The organism is Stenotrophomonas sp. 86428_Sma (genome assembly GCF_056481585.1).
In genome coordinates this window covers 1002089-1019636 of sequence record NZ_CM151156.1, presented here as the reverse complement: position 1 = coordinate 1019636, position 17548 = coordinate 1002089, and the positions used below count along the sequence as shown (strand labels likewise).

Here is a 17548-nt window from a genome sequence, read left to right as displayed (position 1 = left end):
ACCCCTATCTACATATCTACCAAGCGGGAGCGCAGCGGACGCTTGGTGCTGTTGCTCACGGCTCTTGCTGCACGTCTTTTCAGGGCCTCAGGCCCGAACGGCGCGAACTGCACGGGGCGCACCCCATGCGCCCGCTGCACCCGATGCACCACGTTCACCAGTGCACGACGTTCACCACCAGGAGAGCGGCCGATGCCAGACAGCAGTAGGGGGAGGTCGAAACTTGAAGCGTCTGCCAGCCCGACACGCGCGCCCCCATTTCTTCGCGCTTCCGCAGAATTTGAATTTCGGTGCGAGGTCTGTGGTGGACCGCTCCGCGACCAGGCGACCGGCCGACCACGGCGCTACTGCACCGATGCGTGCAGACAGAAGGCACATCGAATTCGGCGCGCGCTGAAGCCCGCGTAACGAAACAGGCATCGCCAAGCAACAACAACGATAAACTGAGCGCGTCCAAGACAGACTGCCCCACGGGCAAACCTGACACTGGGCCGACACTGCGGCAGAGGCAACGCCAAAGCGCGCTCTGAGACCACTTCACCATGGTCCGGGCGCGCTTGTGCGTTTCTGGACCCCACATAGGGACCACCCAATGCCTCACCACAACGATTTCCAGCAGATGCGCGACCGCCACACCAACCGCAAGGCCGCATTTTCGGCCCGCGCGGAACTCGGCAAACTCGGTGTCACCATCGAAGAGCCGACCACCGACAAGCCGCTGGACCAGCTGCCGCGCGCTGAAGCACTGGCCTATCGCAACAGCCTGCGCCGCGCCTCCAACGCATTGATGGCTCACGCCAAGGAAAAGGACGAAAACCTCACCGATGGCGTGATGGATGCGCTGGAGTACGTCAACAACGCAATCAGCCTGATCAGCGCCGGCATGGATCACCAGGAGCAAATGGACCTGACCGCGGCCAATGCCATGGGAACCATGAGCGAGGGCGAGCGCCTGCGGGACACCGACGGTCGCCAGATCGGCACGCTGCTCACCGCATCCGACCTGCAGAACCAGGCAACCATCGCGCGGCGCCTGAATGCGATGCGCCCGGACGGCGGCGGCTTCAACAATGGCGATGACCAGGTGAGCCTGTCGGACTTCATCCGGGGCGTCGCCAACATGCGCACCAGCGACGGCGTGCGCGCTGCGCTCAGCGAGGGCACGAACACCGCAGGCGGCTACACCGTGCCGACCGTGCTGATGCCGGGCATCCTCAACGCCCTGGTGCCCGCCTCGTCCGTTCTCAGCGCAGGCGCCAACGTGGCCGTGCTGGATACCTCGGCCAGCTCCTTCAGCATCGCAGCAGTGGACACCATCCCCACCCCAGCCTGGCGCCAGGAACACGGCCAGGTGGCTGAGAGCGAGCCGGCGTTCCGCGCGGTCAAGGTCACCCCGCGCAGCCTGGCGTTCCGCTTCAAGATCTCTCGCGAGCTGCTGGCCGACTCGCTGGGCGGCCTGGACGCTGCGCTCCGCACGGCCATTGCCCAAGCGTTCGCCAAGGAGATCGACCGCGCGTCCCTGATGGGCAGCGGCACCGAGCCGGAGATTCGCGGCCTGCGCAACATCCCGGGTATCAACAAGTTGCCGATGGGCACCAACGGGGCGCCGATCACCGACTGGCGCCAGTTCATCCGCGCCCGTCGCCTCATCACCGAGGCCAACGCCCCGGTGCCGGACGTGGCCATTCTGTCGCCGCGCGAAGACGAAACCATGAGCCTGCTGGTGGACACCACTGGCCAGCCGCTGCGCCGGCCGGAAGCCCTGAGCAACTGGAAGTTCCTCACCACCAGCCAGATCCCGACCAACGAGGATGTGGGCACGGCCACCAACGCGGCCGCCATCTACGTGGGCGGTTTCCAGATGTTCACCATCTACATGCGCGAGTCCGTGTCGATCCAGCTGCTGAAGGAGCTGTATGCCGAGACTGGCGAGGTTGGTTTCATCTGCCACACCCGTCTGGACGTGGCATCGGCCTACCCCAAGGCGTTCACCGTCATCGAAGGCGTGACGGACACGGAGTAAAGGGAGGGGCCAGCCGGCGGTGCCCCTGACAACACCGGCAGCCTGGGCGGCGCCAGCGCGGGCAGCGTCCTCAGCGTCGTGACCAGGCAACGGGAGGGGGGAGGTCGAAACTTGAAGGGCCTCCCCCCTCGACACGCGCGCCCCCTTTTCTTCGCGCTTCCACAGAATTCAAATTTCAGGCCGGGACACCCATGAGCCTCTATACCCTCACCGTCGACCTGCTGATGAAGACGGGTTCGTTTGAAACGGGCATGACCAAGGCCGAGCGGCTGGCCAGCCAGAAAGCCACGCAGATCCACGCCTCCATGACTCGCGTCGCTACCGTGGCGGGTGCGGCGCTGGGCACCGCTGCCGCTGCTGTTGGCACGGCCGTGTTCACCTGGACCAAGCAGGTTGGGCAGCTGGCAGTGGAGTACGACCGGCTCGGCAAGCTTTCCGGCACCACGTCGCAGGACTTCCAGCGCATGGCCGCAGGCGCCCGCACGGTAGGTATCAGCCAAGAGAAGCTGGCCGATATCTTCAAGGACGTGCAGGAGAAGATCGGCGACTACGCCCAAACGGGCGGCGGCGAGATGAAAGACTTCTTCGACAACATCGCCAAGGGCAGCGGCCTCACCGTCGAGAGCTTCCGCAAGCTGTCTGGCCCCGACGCCCTGGGCCTGTACTTCAAAAGCCTGGAGAAGGCGAACCTGTCGCAGTCGGAGCTGACCAGCTACATGGAGGCCATCGCCAGCGATTCGGCGATGCTGATCCCGCTGCTGCGCAACAACAGCGCCGAGTTCAACCGCATGGGCAACGCGGCGGAGGCCGCAGGCAGCATCATCGACGTGCAGCTGACGCAGGCAATGCTGGGCATGCGTGATGTGACCAACCGGGCGGAGCTGTCCCTGCAAGGCATGAAAGTGCAGGTGGTATCGGGCATCATGCCTGCCCTGCAGGACTTCACCGACCAGCTCGACGCGGTGGCAGTCAACGGCAACTTCGCGAAGGAAGCGGCCGACGCTCTCTCCGGTGCCATCCGGGGCGTCACTGACGCGGTGCGAGACGGCGGCGCCGTCGTGGACTTCTTCGACCGCGTCCGGGGCGGCCTGGTGGGTGTGGAGAAGCAAGGCCACGCCGCGTTCAAGCTGGCGACCGGTCAATACGCGTTTGGTGGTGGCGGCTGGGAGGGCTTCAAGAACGAGTACGCACAAGGCACTGCCTATGCCGACAACGGCTGGAAGGCGATGCAGCCCAAGACTGCCAGGCGGCCGAGCGTCACAGTGCTGGAGGGGTCGGAGCGCATGCCCGAATGGGCGTTGTTGCCGGCCACGCCGGACGCCTACGAGCCACGCAAGCCAACGAGTAAGGGCAGCGCAGCGAAGACCGGGAACGCGGCGTATGACCGCCAGGCCGAGCTGCTGCGCCGTTACACCGCAGAGGCGGACATGGCTGCTGCCACGATGGCCGGCCCGCTGGCCGAAGCCGAGCAGAAGCACAAGCAGCGCCTGGCCGAACTGAACAAGGAGCTGGCCGCCGGCAACATCACGCGCGCTGCCTTCAACATGCTGGAGAAGGAATCAGCGGCTCAGGTTGCGGCCACCACCGCCGAGCTGGACAAGCGCAAGCGGGCGCCGCAGGCGCTGCTGGATACCATGAGCGGCGAGCTGGACATGATGCGCCTCATTGGGCCAGCGCGGGAGCGCGCACGGCGTGAGATGCAAAACCAGCGGGACATGCAGGAGGCCATCAACGAGGCGAACGCGGCCGGCGCGGGCATCACCGCCGACCTCAGTGCCTCGCTCATGGCGCAGGCGCGCGCTGCGGCTCAGGCCAGCATCGACGCGGACAAGTATGCCGCCAGCCTGCAGCAGTGGGCCGATGTGGGCACTTACCTGGTCAGCGACACGGCCGACGCTATGGCCAACTTCGTCGCGGGCGGCCTGCGCGATTGGTCGGGCATGTGGGACGACATGAAGGACATTGCCAAGCAGGGGTTGCGCGACATTTCACGCCAGCTGCTGGAGCAGAGGCTGGTGATCCCGATTCAGACCCGCATCATGGACGGCATCAATGGGCTCGGCAGCGGCAACGGGTTGAGCCTCAACAGCATCCTGGGGATCTTCGCCGGCAACGGCACTGCCGCAGGCGGCCAGAACGCCGGCAACATCGCCAGCCTGCTATCGAAGGGCCAGAGCGCTATCGGGTTCACCCCCGGCGCCGCAGCCGCGGCGGGTGGCTTCGGCCCGAACACCATGATGGGCTTCGGCAACAACGTGGCTGCACTGACGGGAGGTGGCACGGCCGCTGCCAGTGGGGCCGGTGCCGCAGGAGCCGCCACCGGTGCGCTTGGCGCCGTGGCGGCGTTCGCCCCCTACGCTGCCCTGATCGCGATGGGTATGCAGATGGCCGGCAGCGCCTACAAGGAAGGCTTCGGGCTGGAGAACCAGGACAAGTTCGACCTGCTCAAGCGTGGCCACTTCGCCTCCGGTGGCCTGTTGACGCCGGTCATGCTCGACAGCATGTCGCTGGACGTGATCGGGCGCGCGCTGGGCATGAACCGCAAGACGGCGGCGATCTTCTCGGGCAGCTCGCTGCTGGGCAAGGCGTTCGGGCGCAGTGCGCCCAAGATCACTGGTCAGGGCATCACGGGTGATTACGGGTTCGGTGGACTGGACGGGCAAAGCTACGCCGACGTGAAGCAAAAGGGCGGCTGGTTCCGCTCCGACAAGAAGTGGACCCAATACGGGGCACTCGACCCCGGTATCGATCGCACGTTCGACATGGCGGCCCGGCAGATTCGCGGCGCTGCCACGGACCTGGCCAAGCAATTGGGCGTGGACATGTCCCAGCAGCTGGCCGGGGTCAAGGTGAGCCTGGGCAAGCTGTCGCTGTCGGCGGATTCGGCGGAGGCGCAGCAGCAGCTGGAGTCCTACCTGGCCGGCATGCAGGACCGGCTCTACACGGAGGCCGTCAAGGCGGCGGGATTCGGTGGGCAGTTGGATGGCTACTTCGACTCGGCGGACGTGTTCGCGGCGCTGGGAGCATCTATCGAACTGGCGGTGGGCAATGCCGACGAGCTGGGCCGGGCACTCAACGGTCTGGAGATCGACAAGGTGAACAAGGCCGTGGACTACTTCCAAGACCTTGCGGGCGTCGCCGGTACGGACCTGGCCACGCAGATCAGCAAGGTGTCGGGCCTGTTGGGCAACTACTCGACCCTGATGGCCGACGTGTCCACGCAGCTGCTCACGGGCGACCTGACCGCCTACCAGCAGCAGGCACTGAGCATCGAGCGCACCTACCGCCAACAGGTGAAGTCCGCCAACGACTACGCCAAGGCGCTGGGCCTGTCCGGCGCGCGCGCTGAGGACCTGGCCAAGATCGAGGCACTGCGCGCCACCAACATGGGCAAGCTGCAGGCGCAGATCGACAAGGACAAGAAAGCCATTAGCTACGGGCTATCCGTGAGCGACCTGTCGCCGCTGACCGACCAGGAGAAGCTACAGCAGACCATGCGGGAGCTGGAGCGGGCCGTATCGGGTGGCGACAGCAGCGCGGCGCAGGCGGCCGCACAGGCGGCGCTGGGCTTCGGACGCAACCTCTACGCCAGCGGGCAGGATTACAACAGCCTCTACGGCCAGGTGACGGGCCTGATTGACGGGATGAAGGTGGGCGACCTGGACAAGGGTGGCGTCGGCATGGGCGAGCTGGCCGACACCATCGAGGCGCTGCCGGACAACTTCGCGCGCGCTGTGTTCGACCTGGTAGTGGACAAGGATGGCCAGGCCGCGACCACGGCGGCGGTGCAGCAGAGCAATGCTCTGCTCGCGCAGGTGGTGGATCGGTTGGACCGGCTGGAGGCCGTCACGACGCAGGGCGTGCGGGCATCCGGCAGCAGCGCACTGCGGGCATCGCTCAATCGGTAAATCACCGGAAAGAGGGTGATTTAAAACCTGCTGTTACCGTGCAGTTACGAAAAAGCCGGCTCAAGGCCGGCTTCTTCATAACACCTGAAAAATCAGGGTTTTATTTGGTGGGCGGTACAGGGATCGAACCTGTGACCCTTGCCGTGTGAAGGCAATGCTCTACCGCTGAGCTAACCGCCCGGTGTGTTGCTGAGCCGCTCATTATAGGGGCTTTTCAGAGGCCGTCAACAGTTTTTCACATTCGTGTTCACAGGCGTTTCGGGGCATGCAACCGAGCATGCCCGGCGCTATCGAGGGCGGCAATCCGCGCGCCGTTACATCGTATGCGTCGGCTTGTCCGAACTGGTCAGGCCGGCCAGCAGGGTCTCGATCTTGTGGCGCACGCCCTCGCCTTCGGCACCGTCGGCCAGCTGCACGCCGATGCCGGCGGTGCGGTTACCCTGCGCGCCGGCCGGGGTCACCCAGATCACCTTGCCGGCCACCGGCAGGCGCTCGCTGGAATCGGGCAGGGTCAGCAGCAGGAACACCTCGTCGCCCAGGAAGTAGCGCTTGGGCGTGGGCACGAAGATGCCGCCGTTCTTCACGAATGGCATATACGCGCTGTACAGCGCGGCTTTGTCCTTCACGGCCAGGGACAGGATGCCCTGGCGGGCGTTGCTGGCACTCATCGATTTCCCCTTGCGGCAGGCCGCTCGTTCACCTTGTTCCAGGCCAGCAGCAACTCGACGACGGCAAGGTCTGCACGCACCGTGGTGCGCAGCAGGTCGCGGGTGCGGTTGGCCGCATCGAACCAGGCTGCAAGCTTGTGCAATCGCTCCGGCGTGGTCAAGGCATCGGTGCTGGCCTGGGCCAGCGCCAGGTCGGCAGCGAAGCGCAGGCGCAGCGCCGCGTTGTCATCACCGCACCACTTCTGCGCCAGCTCCACCGCGCCGGTCTTGCCGGCGGCCAGCTGTTCCAGCTCGCGGCCCACTTCGCGGCGCAGGCTCAGGCCATCTTCGCGCAGCCAGTTGTCGGCCTGGCCGGGGTGGCCGCGCGCCGCGTCCAGCGCTTCGCGCGCGGCCGCTTCGCTGTGGCCCTGCTGCTGCAGCCAGGCCAGCGCTTCGTGCTGCGGCGGCAACTTGAATTCCAGACGCTGGCAACGGCTGCGGATGGTCTGCGGCAGGCGCGCCGGGTCGCTGCTGATCAACCACAGGTAGCGGCCGGGCTGCGGCTCTTCCAGCGTCTTCAGCAGCGCGTTGGCCGCCGAGCGGTTGATCGCATCGGCCGGGTCGACGATCACCACCTGCGCCACGCCGTACTGCGGGGTCAGCGCCAGCTTGTCGGTGATCTCGCGCACCTGCTCGATGACGATCTCGGTGCGCAGCTTGTCGCCGCTCTTGTTCGGAATGAAGCTGACCAGCTGCAGGTCAGGATGGGTGCCGGCGGCGATCAGCTGGCGCGTGCGCATGGCATGCGCGGCATCGCCGCGCGCCAGCACGTGGTCGGCCAGCGCCAGTGCCACCTCGCGTTTGCCCAGCCCGGCCGGGCCGCAGATCAGCAGGCCATGACCAAGGCGGTCGGCATCGAGCGCTGCCACGGTCTGATCGAAGGCGCGCTGCTGCCACGGCGAGAATGTGCTCATGCGCCCTCCCCGTCCTGCAGCCAGCGCTCGACCTGCGCGACCACATCAGCCGCTACACGCGCCTGCACCTGGCCGGCGTCGATCAGCGCGAAGCGCTGCGGGTCCTGCTGCGCGCGGCTGCGGAACACTTCGCGCACGCGCTGGAAGAAATCATCCTGTTCGCTCTCGATGCGGTCTGGCCACAGGTCGCGGCCATTGGCGCGCGCGCGGCCTACTGCCACGTCCACGTCCAGCAGCAGGGTCAGGCCCGGCAGCAGGCCCACCGCGCGTCGTTCCAGATCGGCAATCCACTGCGGATCGAGGCCGCGGCCACCGCCCTGGTAGGCATAGCTGGAATCGGTGAAGCGATCACTCAGCACATAGGCGCCGCGCTGCAGTGCCGGATGGATCACCTGGCGCACATGCTGCGCGCGTGCAGCGAACACCAGCAGCAGCTCGGCTTCGGCGCTGAGCGGCTCGGCGGCGATCTCGGCATCGGGTTTCAGCACCAGGCCACGGATGCGCTCGGCCAGCGGCGTACCGCCCGGCTCGCGGGTCAGCACCACCTCGTGGCCGTGGCTGCGCAGGCAGTCACGGATGGCATTGATGGCGGTGGTCTTGCCTGCGCCCTCGCCGCCTTCCAGGCTGACGAAACGCGGGTGGCGAAGCAGCGCGGGACTCATTGCGCCGGGGTCTCCTTGGTACGTTGCTGGCGCAGCTGCTGCAGGTAGCGGGCCACTGCGGCGTTGTGCTGGTCCAGGCTGGGCGAGAACACGTGCGCGCCACTGCCATCGCCGACGGCGACGAAGTACAGCGCGTCGCCCGCTGCAGGTTGCGCGGCCGCCATCAGCGCATCGCGGCTGGGCATGGCGATCGGGGTCGGGGTCAGGCCGGCGCGGGTGTAGGTGTTGTAGGGCGTATCGGTGGTCAGGTCGCGGCGGCGGATGTTGCCGTCATACGCAGCACCGATGCCGTAGATCACGGTCGGGTCGGTCTGCAGGCGCATGCCGATCTTCAGGCGGCGCATGAACACGCCGGCAATCTGCGGGCGCTCGCTGGCCAGCGCGGTTTCCTTCTCGATGATCGAGGCCATCGTCAGCAGCTCGTAGGGCGTGTTGATCGGCAGGTCCGGCGCACGGCTTTCCCAGGCTTCATCCAGTGCGTCCTGCATTGCAGCGTGAGCACGCTTGAGCACATCCAGATCGCTGTCGCCACGCTGGTAGACGTAGGTCTCCGGCAGGAAGCGGCCTTCCGGATGCTGGCCACCGAAGCCGAGGCGCTGCATCAACGCGGCGTCATCGAGGTTGTCGGTGGTGTGCAGCAGCGGCTCGGCGCGCTTGAGCGCGGCACGCAACTGGCGGATGTTCCAGCCTTCAATGATCGTGACGCGGTGCTGCAGCACCTTGCCGGCGCGCATGCGCAGCAGCAGATCACGCGGGGTCAGGTCGCTGCTGAGCGCGTACTCACCCACCTTCAGCTTGCCGGCCGCATCGAGCTGGCGCGCCAGCAGCTGCCACTGCGCGTCCTGGCCCTCGTCCACGCCGGCGTCGCGCAGCTTGCGCAGCACGCTGTTCATGCCATCGCCGCTGGCGATGACCACGCTCTCGGCGGACGGGGTGATCGGGGCGTCGGCGAACCGGGTCTGCTGGTAGAAGAACCATGCGCCCGCGCCGGCCACGACGGCGGCCAGCACCACCACCAGCGTTACCACGAACAGACACCCGCGCTTGGCTCCCGCCATGGACTACCTCTGAACTCGATTCCGTCGTGCAGGATACCGTGCCGGTGGATTGGGGTCATGACCGGGGGCATGCGCCTGTGCCGACCGACGGTCGGCACCCACCCGAACAATGGCACCCATCGGTACCGGTAGTGCCGGCCGCTGGCCGGCAATCGCGCGGATCATGGGTGCATGAGGTTGCCGGCCAGCGGCCGGCACTACCGGAATACGCCTACCCCTGCTGGCCGAGCGCGCGCAGCAGGCCGCGGGCCTTGGCGCGGGTCTCGTCCAGTTCCTTGTCCGGGTCCGAGTCGACCACGATGCCGGCGCCGGTGCGGAAGCTCACCTCGTGGCCATCCACTTCGGCGGTGCGGATCAGGATGTTCAGGTCCAGGTCGCCATCGCGGTTCAGCCAGCCGAACGCGCCGGTGTAGGCACCACGCGGCACCTGCTCCAGCTCGCTGATGATCTGCATGCAGCGCACCTTCGGGCAGCCGGTGATGGTGCCGCCGGGGAAGGTGGCGGCGATCACCTCGCCGGGGGTGACCTCCGGGCGCAAATGGCCGCTGACGTTGCTGACGATGTGATGCACGTGCGCGTAGCTCTCCACGGTCATCAGCTCATCGACCACCACGGTACCAGGCAGGCAGATGCGGCCCAGGTCGTTGCGCTCCAGGTCGATCAGCATCACGTGCTCGGCACGCTCCTTCGGGTGACCGACCAGTTCCTGGATGCGCGCAGCATCATCGTCCCCCTCGAAGCGCGGACGCGTGCCGGCAATCGGACGGGTCTGCGCGTGGCCGGCATGCACCGACACCAGCCGCTCCGGCGAGGAACTGACCACATGGCGGCCGTGCGCGCTGAACAGGCCGGCGAACGGTGCCGGGTTGGCACGGCGCAGCTGCGCGTACAGCGCCTGCGGGCTGACCGGTGCGGCAAACTGCGCGCTCCAGCGCCGCGACAGGTTCACCTGGAACACATCGCCGGCACGCAGGTACTCGATCACCCGGCGCACGCCGTCGGTGAAGCGCTGCGGCGCGTCCTCGCCGACCGACTGCGGTGGCTGCCAGCCCTGCCCGGCTTCGGGCAGCGTGGCCGAGGCCAGCGCCACCAGCGCATCCAGCAACGCCTGCTCGCCGGCTTCGGCGATGACGAAGCTGGCCTCGTTGTAGTGGTCGTGCAGCACCGCGGCCGGGCAGCGCAGCGCCAGCGCGGTCGGGCGGCCGTCCTCGCGTGCGCGCGCCGGCAGCACCGGTTCTATCTGGCTGGCCACTTCGTAGTCCAGCATCAACGCCCAACCGCCGCGGAACGGCAGGCTGTGGCTGCCGTCATGCGGCAGGCGTTCGTGCTGCCAGGCGCGGTCCAGAACCTGCAGGAAGCTGCCGGCCTGCACCGCATCATGCTGGTCGCGCACCTGGCCATCGGCATCCAGCCGCAGGCTATCGCCCTGCGCGGCCAGCAGCAGGCTCCAGCGGCCCTGGGCAGTGCCCGAGGCGGTGGATTCCATCAGCAGCGGGAAGCGCGACGGGTCGTGCTGCTGCAGGGCCAGCAGATCGATCGGGTGCGGCAGCGGGTGGATCAGCGGTGCGTGGGTCATGGCGGCCAGTTCGGGGATTCAGATGCACGGAAGCCGCCTTGCGGCGGCCTCCTCGTGCGTAGAGTCGAGCTTGCTCGACTGTGTTGCACGTTCAGTCGAGCATGGCTCGACTCTACACAAGGGCGGAGTCGAGCAAGCTCGACTCTACAACGCCGGTCAGACGCGCTTGAAGATCAGCGTGCCGTTGGTGCCGCCGAAGCCGAAGCCATTGGACATCACTACGTCGACCTTGGCCTGGCGTGCTTCGTTGGGCACGTAGTCCAGGTCACAGCCTTCGCCGGGCTGCTGCAGATTGATGGTCGGCGGAATGATGTTGTCCTGCAGCGCCATCACCGAGAAGATTGCTTCCACGCCGCCGGCAGCGCCCAGCAGGTGGCCGGTCATCGACTTGGTGGAGCTGACCATCATCTTGTAGGCGTGGTCGCCGAAGGCGGTCTTCATCGCCATGGTCTCGCCCAGGTCGCCCAGCGGCGTGGAGGTGCCGTGCGCGTTGAGGTAGCCCACCTGTTCCGGGGTCACGCCGGCGTCCTTCATGGCCATGACCATGCAGCGGGCGGCGCCTTCGCCGTTCTCGCTGGGTGCGGTCATGTGGTACGCGTCGGAGCTGGCGCCGAAGCCGGCCAGTTCGCAGTAGATCTTCGCGCCACGTGCCTTGGCGTGCTCATACTCTTCCAGGATCAGGATGCCGGCGCCGTCGCCCAGCACGAAGCCGTCACGGTCCTTGTCCCACGGGCGCGAGGCCTGTTCCGGGGCGTCGTTGCGGGTGCTCATGGCCTTCATCGCGCAGAAGCCGCCCAGTGCGGTCGGCGACGAGCCACGCTCGGCACCACCGACCACCATCACGTCGGCATCGCCGTACTGGATCATGCGCATGGCGGTGCCGATCGAATGGTTCGAGGTCGCGCACGCCGAGACCGCCGAGAACGACGGGCCCTTCAGGCCGGTGATGATGCTCAGCTGGCCCGGCAGCATGTTGATGATGGTCTTGGGCACGTAGAAGGGCGAGATCTTCTTGCCCTCATGGAACTCGATGGTCTGCTCTTCGATGCCGAGCAGGCCGCCGATGCCGGCGCCGACGATGGCGCCGATGCGCTCGGCATTGGCGTCGGTGATTTCCAGGCCCGAGTCGTGCAGGGCCATGAACGAGGCACCGAGGCCGTAATGGATGAACGGGTCCATCTTCTTGGCATCCTTGCCGCTGACCCGGAACTTGCCGAACAGTTCATTGTCGGCGGTGATGTCGAATCCTTTGACTTCACCTGCAATCTTGGTGGTGAACCGATCCAGATAGGCATCAGAAACGTTGGTCAGCGGACCGATGCCCGAACGACCCTGGGTGATGCCTTCCCAGCTGCTGGCCAGATCATTGCCCAACGGCGAGACGATACCCAGGCCGGTTACGACGACGCGACGCTTCATTGCTGATTCTCCTGGCCCGGATGATTTCAACGGGCAACTCGGTTTGCTTCGGTGTGATGCTCAAACACACGGGGCCGCAACAGCGGCCCCATGGGGTGCGGTGCGCGGCGAGCGTGAGCCCGCGCGCGCACTGCCGTCTGACATCAGGCCTTGACGTGGGCCTTGATGTAGTCGATGGCGGCCTGCACGGTGCTGATCTTCTCGGCTTCTTCGTCCGGGATCTCGCACTCGAATTCTTCTTCCAGGGCCATCACCAGCTCGACCGTGTCCAGCGAGTCAGCGCCCAGGTCATCGACGAACGATGCGCTGTTGGTGACTTCTTCTTCCTTGACGCCAAGCTGTTCGACGACGATTTTCTTGACGCGTTCTTCGATGGTGCTCATGGGATCTCGCTCCAGATGGAGTTGTGGTTCAAAAGTGGTCGCCATCAAAGGCGATGGCCGTGGGATAGTGTAGTGGAAACCGGCGCGGCCTTGCATCGCAGCAAAAACCTCCGCAGATCAACCACTTGCGGCGCAATCCCTGCGCCCCTTGCTTACGGCATGTACATGCCACCGTTCACATGGAGGGTTTCGCCGGTGATGTAACCGGCAGCCGGGCCGGCCAGGAAGGCCACCGCATGGGCGATGTCTTCCGGCGAACCCAGGCGTTCGAGGGCGATGTCGTTGATCAGCGCGGTACGCGCTTCTTCCGGCAACGCCTTGGTCATGTCGGTGTCGATGAAGCCGGGTGCGACAACATTGACGGTGACACCGCGCGAACCGATTTCCTTGGCCAGCGACTTGCTGAAGCCGATGATGCCGGCCTTGGCGGCAGCGTAGTTGGCCTGGCCGGCATTGCCGGTCACGCCCACCACCGATGCGATATTGATGATGCGGCCCTTGCGCGCCTTCATCATGCCGCGCATCACCGCCTTGCTGGTGCGGAACACGCTGGTCAGGTTGGTGTCGATGATCGACGCCCAGTCCTCGTCCTTCATGCGCATCAGCAGGTTGTCGCGGGTGATGCCGGCATTGTTGACCAGGATCGAGATCGGGCCGAATTCCTTGGCAATGCCATCGAGCACGCTGTCCAGCGCGGCGGCGTCGGTGACGTTCAGCGCGCGGCCGTGGCCACCGTGGGCGGCCAGGCGCTCACCGATCGCGGCGGCGCCGGATTCAGTGGTGGCGGTGCCGATGACGGTGGCGCCCTGGGCGGCCAGCAGATCGGCGATGGCGGCACCAATGCCACGGCTGGCGCCGGTGACCAGTGCGATTTCACCCTGCAGGGGCTTGCTCATGATGTTTTCCTCAGGCTGGGACGGCCGCCGTACCCGTACCGCTTGCAGCGGCCACCGGTACGGTCGGCAGGAACAAGGGGGATCAGGCCGACCATGCCTCGCGGGCGGCTTCGAAGTCGCCTGGCGTGGCCAGCGAACGGCCGTCGATGGCCTTGTCGATACGCTTGACCAGACCGGTCAGCACCTTGCCCGGGCCGCACTCGGCGATCCGGGTGACGCCACGGCCAGCCAGCGCCTGCACGCACCCGGTCCACTGCACCGGCTGGTACAGCTGCTGGACCAGCGCAGTACGGATCGCGTCAATGCCGTCATGCACCTTGGCGTCGACGTTCTGCACCACCGGCAGCTGCGGCGCCTGCCAGGCCAGGCCGGCCATCACTTCGGCCAGGCGGTTGGCGGCTTCGCGCATCAACGGGGTGTGCGAGGGCACGCTCACGGCCAGCTTGACCGCCTTGCGCACGCCCTTCTCGGCCAGCAGCGCCAGCGCACGGTCGACCGCGTCGGCGTCGCCACCGATCACGATCTGGCCCGGCGAATTGAAGTTGGCCGGCACCACCACCTGGCTGCCTGCGGCTTCGGCGCAGACGTCCAGCACCAGCTGGTCTTCGGCGCCGAGCACGGCGGCCATGGCACCGACGCCGGCCGGTGCGGCTTCCTGCATCAGCTGGCCGCGCAGGCGCACCAGGTGCGCACCGTCATGCAGGCTCAGCGCGCCAGCGGCGACCAGGGCGGTGTACTCGCCCAGGCTGTGGCCGGCCAGCACCGACGGGCGCGGACCGCCCACGGCGTTCCAGGCGCGCCACACGCCGATGCTTGCGGCCAGCAGGGCCGGCTGGGTGTATTCGGTGCGGTTGAGCATTTCCTCCGGGCCACCCTGGGACAGCGCCCACAGGTCGACGCCGGCACCATCGGATGCCTCGGTGAAGGCTTCACGCACCTGCGGGTGCAGTTCAGCCAGCTCGGCCACCATGCCCACAGACTGCGAGCCCTGGCCGGGGAAGACAAAAGCGAGGGTGGATACGGTCACGCGGTCATCCGCTTGTTGCAATCGAAGCGGGCCATGATAAGGGGGAACATGCCGTGTCGTCTGTACGTGCGCGTATGCACGCGTATGGTGGGCCAGCCGCGGAACGCCGCCGGGCATGGCCCGGCGGACGCACGGTCAGCAGAACAGCTGCAGGACGTCCAGATCGCCGTCGGCGAGGAAATCCACGCACAGGCCTACCAGCATCAGCACGCCAGCGGTGCTGGCGCCATGGGCGATGAAGATGGAGTGGGCCAGCGCGCGCGCCGAGCGGCCCAGCTTCATGCAGACCCGGGCCAGGCTGCGCAGGCGGCCAGTGACCGCATGCACGTGCTCGCGCACCGGCGCCTGCGCATCGCCCATCGCCTCGGCCATCATCGCCTGCAGGTGCTCGGGGCGGTCGGCGTAGTACTTGGCCACGCCATAGCCGAACATCAGCCAGTCGCGGGCCTGCGCTTCGGACAGATCCATCACTTCCAGCGGATCTTCCTCGAAGTCGATGAAACCGACCTTCTCGCCATCCCAGGTGAGATTGCGCGGCAACGGCTGACCGAAATAGGCGCCGCGCGCATGCGCTGCGGCAATGGCCAGCATGGCCGCCATCACCAGGCGGTCGCGACCGGCCTCGTCGGCTTCGCGCAGGCAGGTATTGAACGAACTGCCGTTGTCGCCGATCACCAGCGCAGCATGGCCGGTGCCCAGCACATCGGGCACGTTCACGCCCTGCGCCTGCAGTTCTGCAAGGCGACGGGCTTCGGTTTCGCGCGCGGCGTCACCGCCACGGTGCGGCGGCGGGCGCAGGGCATCCAGATGGAAACGACGGGCAACAAAATTGAGCAGGCCAAGGGCCAGCGCGCGGCTTCCCTTGCCGTACTGCTTCAGCCAGGCACGTTGCCCTTCGATGACGATGGGCTCAACCATGACAGGTCCTCCTTAAACGCGTTACGGCCCCAGAGGGGCCGCAACGACAAAGCTTCACGTTGTCGTAACTTGCACTATCAATAGCGCAGCAGGGCCGAACCCCACGTGAAGCCGCCGCCGAAGGCTTCCAGCAGCAGCAGCTGGCCGCGCTCGACGCGGCCCGAACGCACCGCGGCGTCCAGCGCCAGAGGCACCGAGCCGGACGAGGTGTTGCCGTGCTTGTCGACAGTCACCACCACCTGGTCCATCGACATGTCCAGGCGCTTGGCGGTGGCTTCGATGATGCGCAGGTTGGCCTGGTGCGGAATCAGCCAATCCAGGTCGGACTTGTCCAGGCCATTGGCAGCCAGGGTCTCGTCCACGACCGAGTCCAGCGCCTTGACGGCGTACTTGAACACGTCGTTGCCCTTCATGTTGATGGTGCCGCCACCGTTGGCGCCGTCCTTGAAGCCGGTCGAGACGCCCACCGGGTTCCACAGCAGCTCCTTCTTGCTGCCGTCGGCATGCAGGTGGGTACTGAGGATGCCGGTTTCCTCGTCGGCCTTGAGCACGACGGCGCCGGCGCCATCGCCGAACAGCACGCAGGTGGTGCGATCGTTCCAGTCGACCATGCGGGTCAGCGTTTCGGTGCCGATCACCAGCACGTGCCTGCAGTCGCCGGAACGGATGAACTTGTCGGCCACGCCCAGCGCGAACACGAAGCCCGAGCAGGCGGCGTTGACGTCAAAGGCAGGGCACCCCGCAACACCGAGCTTGGCCTGGATCAGGCACGCGGTGGAGGGGAAAATGAGGTCGGGCGTGGTCGTACCGACCACGATCATGTCGAGCTGCGAAGCGTCGATACCGGCCGCTTCAAGTGCGCGCAACGCGGCCTGGTAGCCGAGGTCGCTGGTGGTTTCGCCTTCGGCCGCGATGTGCCGTTCACGAATTCCGGTGCGCGACTGGATCCACTCATCCGAGGTTTCGACCATTTTTTCCAGGTCGGCGTTGGTCAGGACTTTTTCCGGCAAATAGCTACCGGTGCCCGCGATCCTCGAGTAGATCCGCTTGCTCATCATGTTTCCTGTTGCGCGGGCCGCCGATCACCGGCACGCCCGGGAAAGAAGGCAAAGGCCGCTGCCCGGGGGCAGCGGCCTTCCCGGCACATCAATCTTCTTCGACGGCCGAGGTCTTGGTCTGGATGACCTTCTTGCCGCGGTAGAAACCGTCGGCAGTGATGTGGTGACGCAGGTGCACTTCGCCGGTGGTCGGGTCGGTCGACAGCTGCTTGGCGCTCAGGGCGTCATGCGAACGGCGCTGGCCGCGGCGGGACGGGGTAACACGGGATTTCTGCACAGCCATGGGATTGCTCCAAACTCGGTTCGTTTTGCTTCGTCGTATCGTCGCGCAGGACGCCAGCGCCCAGCACACTTTCGCTTTCGCCGCAGCCGCCGACGACAATCCGGCTGCTATTGTTTCTTCAATGCCGCCAATGCCGCGAACGGATTGGCCTTCTTTGTTTCTTCTTCGCTCGGCGCCCAGTCCTTGTCGACTGCTTCACCGTCGGGCGACAGCGGCACCACAGGCACCGCCAGCACCAGCTCGTCTTCGACCAGGTCCAGCGGACGCAGCTGGCCGTCTTCCGGCACCAGCAACGCCTCGTACTCCTCCGGCAGGGACGATTCCTCGTCCTCGTCGCGGATCAGGCCAAGCCTCTGGGTCACCTTCACCGGCAACAAGAATCGCTGCATGCTGCGCTGACAGGTCAGCGGCAACGCGGTGTCGATGGTCAGTTCCACATAGGATACCCGCAGGACGTCGTCGCGACCGAATTCAAGCGAGTAGGAACACTCGCCGTCGGTATCTGCGACCAGCCCCTGCAGGCGGGTCAATTCAGCCAGGGAGACCTGGCCGTCGAAGCGCCTTCGCGCTACGACCATCCGCCAAGCATCCAGCGATTCGGGCACGTTCGCGGACATAAGCCGCTGAATACTAAGGATCGGGGGGGCTGCTGTCAAATGCCCGCCATACAGCACTTGCTGCTGGCGCTGCGCACAGGCCAGACTGCCGCACCCTGC

The 17548-nt window shown here is 66.4% G+C and carries 15 protein-coding genes and 1 tRNA gene; 2 read left to right on the top strand and 14 right to left on the bottom strand.

Annotated features, from left to right (window positions below):
- Nucleotides 1-592 precede the first annotated feature (592 nt).
- On the top strand, nucleotides 593-2023 hold the full coding sequence (locus tag ACZK3J_RS04630) for a phage major capsid protein (RefSeq protein WP_478476445.1): 1431 nt from the start codon (nucleotides 593-595) through the stop codon (nucleotides 2021-2023).
- Between the two features lie 191 nt (nucleotides 2024-2214).
- On the top strand, nucleotides 2215-5931 hold the full coding sequence (locus tag ACZK3J_RS04625) for a phage tail protein (RefSeq protein ID WP_478476444.1): 3717 nt from the start codon (nucleotides 2215-2217) through the stop codon (nucleotides 5929-5931).
- A gap of 105 nt (nucleotides 5932-6036) precedes the next feature.
- On the opposite strand, the gene ACZK3J_RS04620 is transcribed toward ACZK3J_RS04625, so the two are convergent.
- The 14 genes from ACZK3J_RS04620 to ACZK3J_RS04555 form a co-directional block, all read right to left on the bottom strand.
- A tRNA-Val gene (locus ACZK3J_RS04620) sits at nucleotides 6037-6111 on the bottom strand.
- Between the two features lie 134 nt (nucleotides 6112-6245).
- A complete protein-coding gene (locus tag ACZK3J_RS04615) occupies nucleotides 6246-6599 on the bottom strand; it encodes a PilZ domain-containing protein (protein ID WP_004146965.1) in 354 nt (117 codons plus the stop codon).
- Nucleotides 6596-7552, bottom strand: a complete 957-nt coding sequence (locus ACZK3J_RS04610) for a DNA polymerase III subunit delta' (protein ID WP_197655864.1) — start codon at nucleotides 7550-7552, stop codon at nucleotides 6596-6598. The genes ACZK3J_RS04615 and ACZK3J_RS04610 overlap by 4 nt, the downstream gene beginning before the upstream one ends.
- On the bottom strand, nucleotides 7549-8214 hold the full coding sequence (gene tmk, locus ACZK3J_RS04605) for a dTMP kinase (protein WP_197655865.1): 666 nt from the start codon (nucleotides 8212-8214) through the stop codon (nucleotides 7549-7551). Before tmk ends, ACZK3J_RS04610 begins: the two co-directional genes overlap by 4 nt.
- A complete protein-coding gene (mltG, locus tag ACZK3J_RS04600; protein ID WP_049400647.1) occupies nucleotides 8211-9272 on the bottom strand; it encodes an endolytic transglycosylase MltG in 1062 nt (353 codons plus the stop codon). Before mltG ends, tmk begins: the two co-directional genes overlap by 4 nt.
- A 211-nt stretch (nucleotides 9273-9483) precedes the next feature.
- Nucleotides 9484-10848 (bottom strand): aminodeoxychorismate synthase component I, encoded by a 1365-nt coding sequence (locus tag ACZK3J_RS04595; protein WP_149908906.1) that lies wholly within the window; start codon nucleotides 10846-10848, stop codon nucleotides 9484-9486.
- A 156-nt stretch (nucleotides 10849-11004) separates the two neighbouring features.
- Nucleotides 11005-12267 (bottom strand): beta-ketoacyl-ACP synthase II, encoded by a 1263-nt coding sequence (fabF, locus tag ACZK3J_RS04590; RefSeq protein WP_049400645.1) that lies wholly within the window; start codon nucleotides 12265-12267, stop codon nucleotides 11005-11007.
- 143 nt (nucleotides 12268-12410) lie between these two features.
- The gene (acpP, locus tag ACZK3J_RS04585) at nucleotides 12411-12650 is read right to left on the bottom strand and encodes an acyl carrier protein (RefSeq protein WP_005415509.1); all 240 of its coding nucleotides are present in this window, start codon (nucleotides 12648-12650) and stop codon (nucleotides 12411-12413) included.
- A 152-nt stretch (nucleotides 12651-12802) separates the two neighbouring features.
- Nucleotides 12803-13546, bottom strand: coding sequence for a 3-oxoacyl-ACP reductase FabG (gene fabG / locus ACZK3J_RS04580; protein WP_004146899.1), 744 nt, complete (start codon nucleotides 13544-13546; stop codon nucleotides 12803-12805).
- Nucleotides 13547-13628: 82 nt separating this feature from the next.
- The gene (fabD, locus tag ACZK3J_RS04575) at nucleotides 13629-14573 is read right to left on the bottom strand and encodes an ACP S-malonyltransferase (protein WP_032127764.1); all 945 of its coding nucleotides are present in this window, start codon (nucleotides 14571-14573) and stop codon (nucleotides 13629-13631) included.
- A 135-nt stretch (nucleotides 14574-14708) separates the two neighbouring features.
- A complete protein-coding gene (locus ACZK3J_RS04570) occupies nucleotides 14709-15491 on the bottom strand; it encodes a BUD32 family EKC/KEOPS complex subunit (protein WP_032127765.1) in 783 nt (260 codons plus the stop codon).
- Between the two features lie 77 nt (nucleotides 15492-15568).
- Complete coding sequence (locus ACZK3J_RS04565) at nucleotides 15569-16546, bottom strand: beta-ketoacyl-ACP synthase III (protein ID WP_005408309.1); 978 nt, start codon at nucleotides 16544-16546, stop codon at nucleotides 15569-15571.
- Nucleotides 16547-16637: 91 nt separating this feature from the next.
- Complete coding sequence (gene rpmF, locus ACZK3J_RS04560) at nucleotides 16638-16832, bottom strand: 50S ribosomal protein L32 (protein WP_005408308.1); 195 nt, start codon at nucleotides 16830-16832, stop codon at nucleotides 16638-16640.
- Between the two features lie 107 nt (nucleotides 16833-16939).
- Entirely contained in the window at nucleotides 16940-17449 is a 510-nt protein-coding gene (locus ACZK3J_RS04555; protein ID WP_100437418.1) for a YceD family protein, read from the bottom strand.
- Nucleotides 17450-17548: the final 99 nt, after the last annotated feature.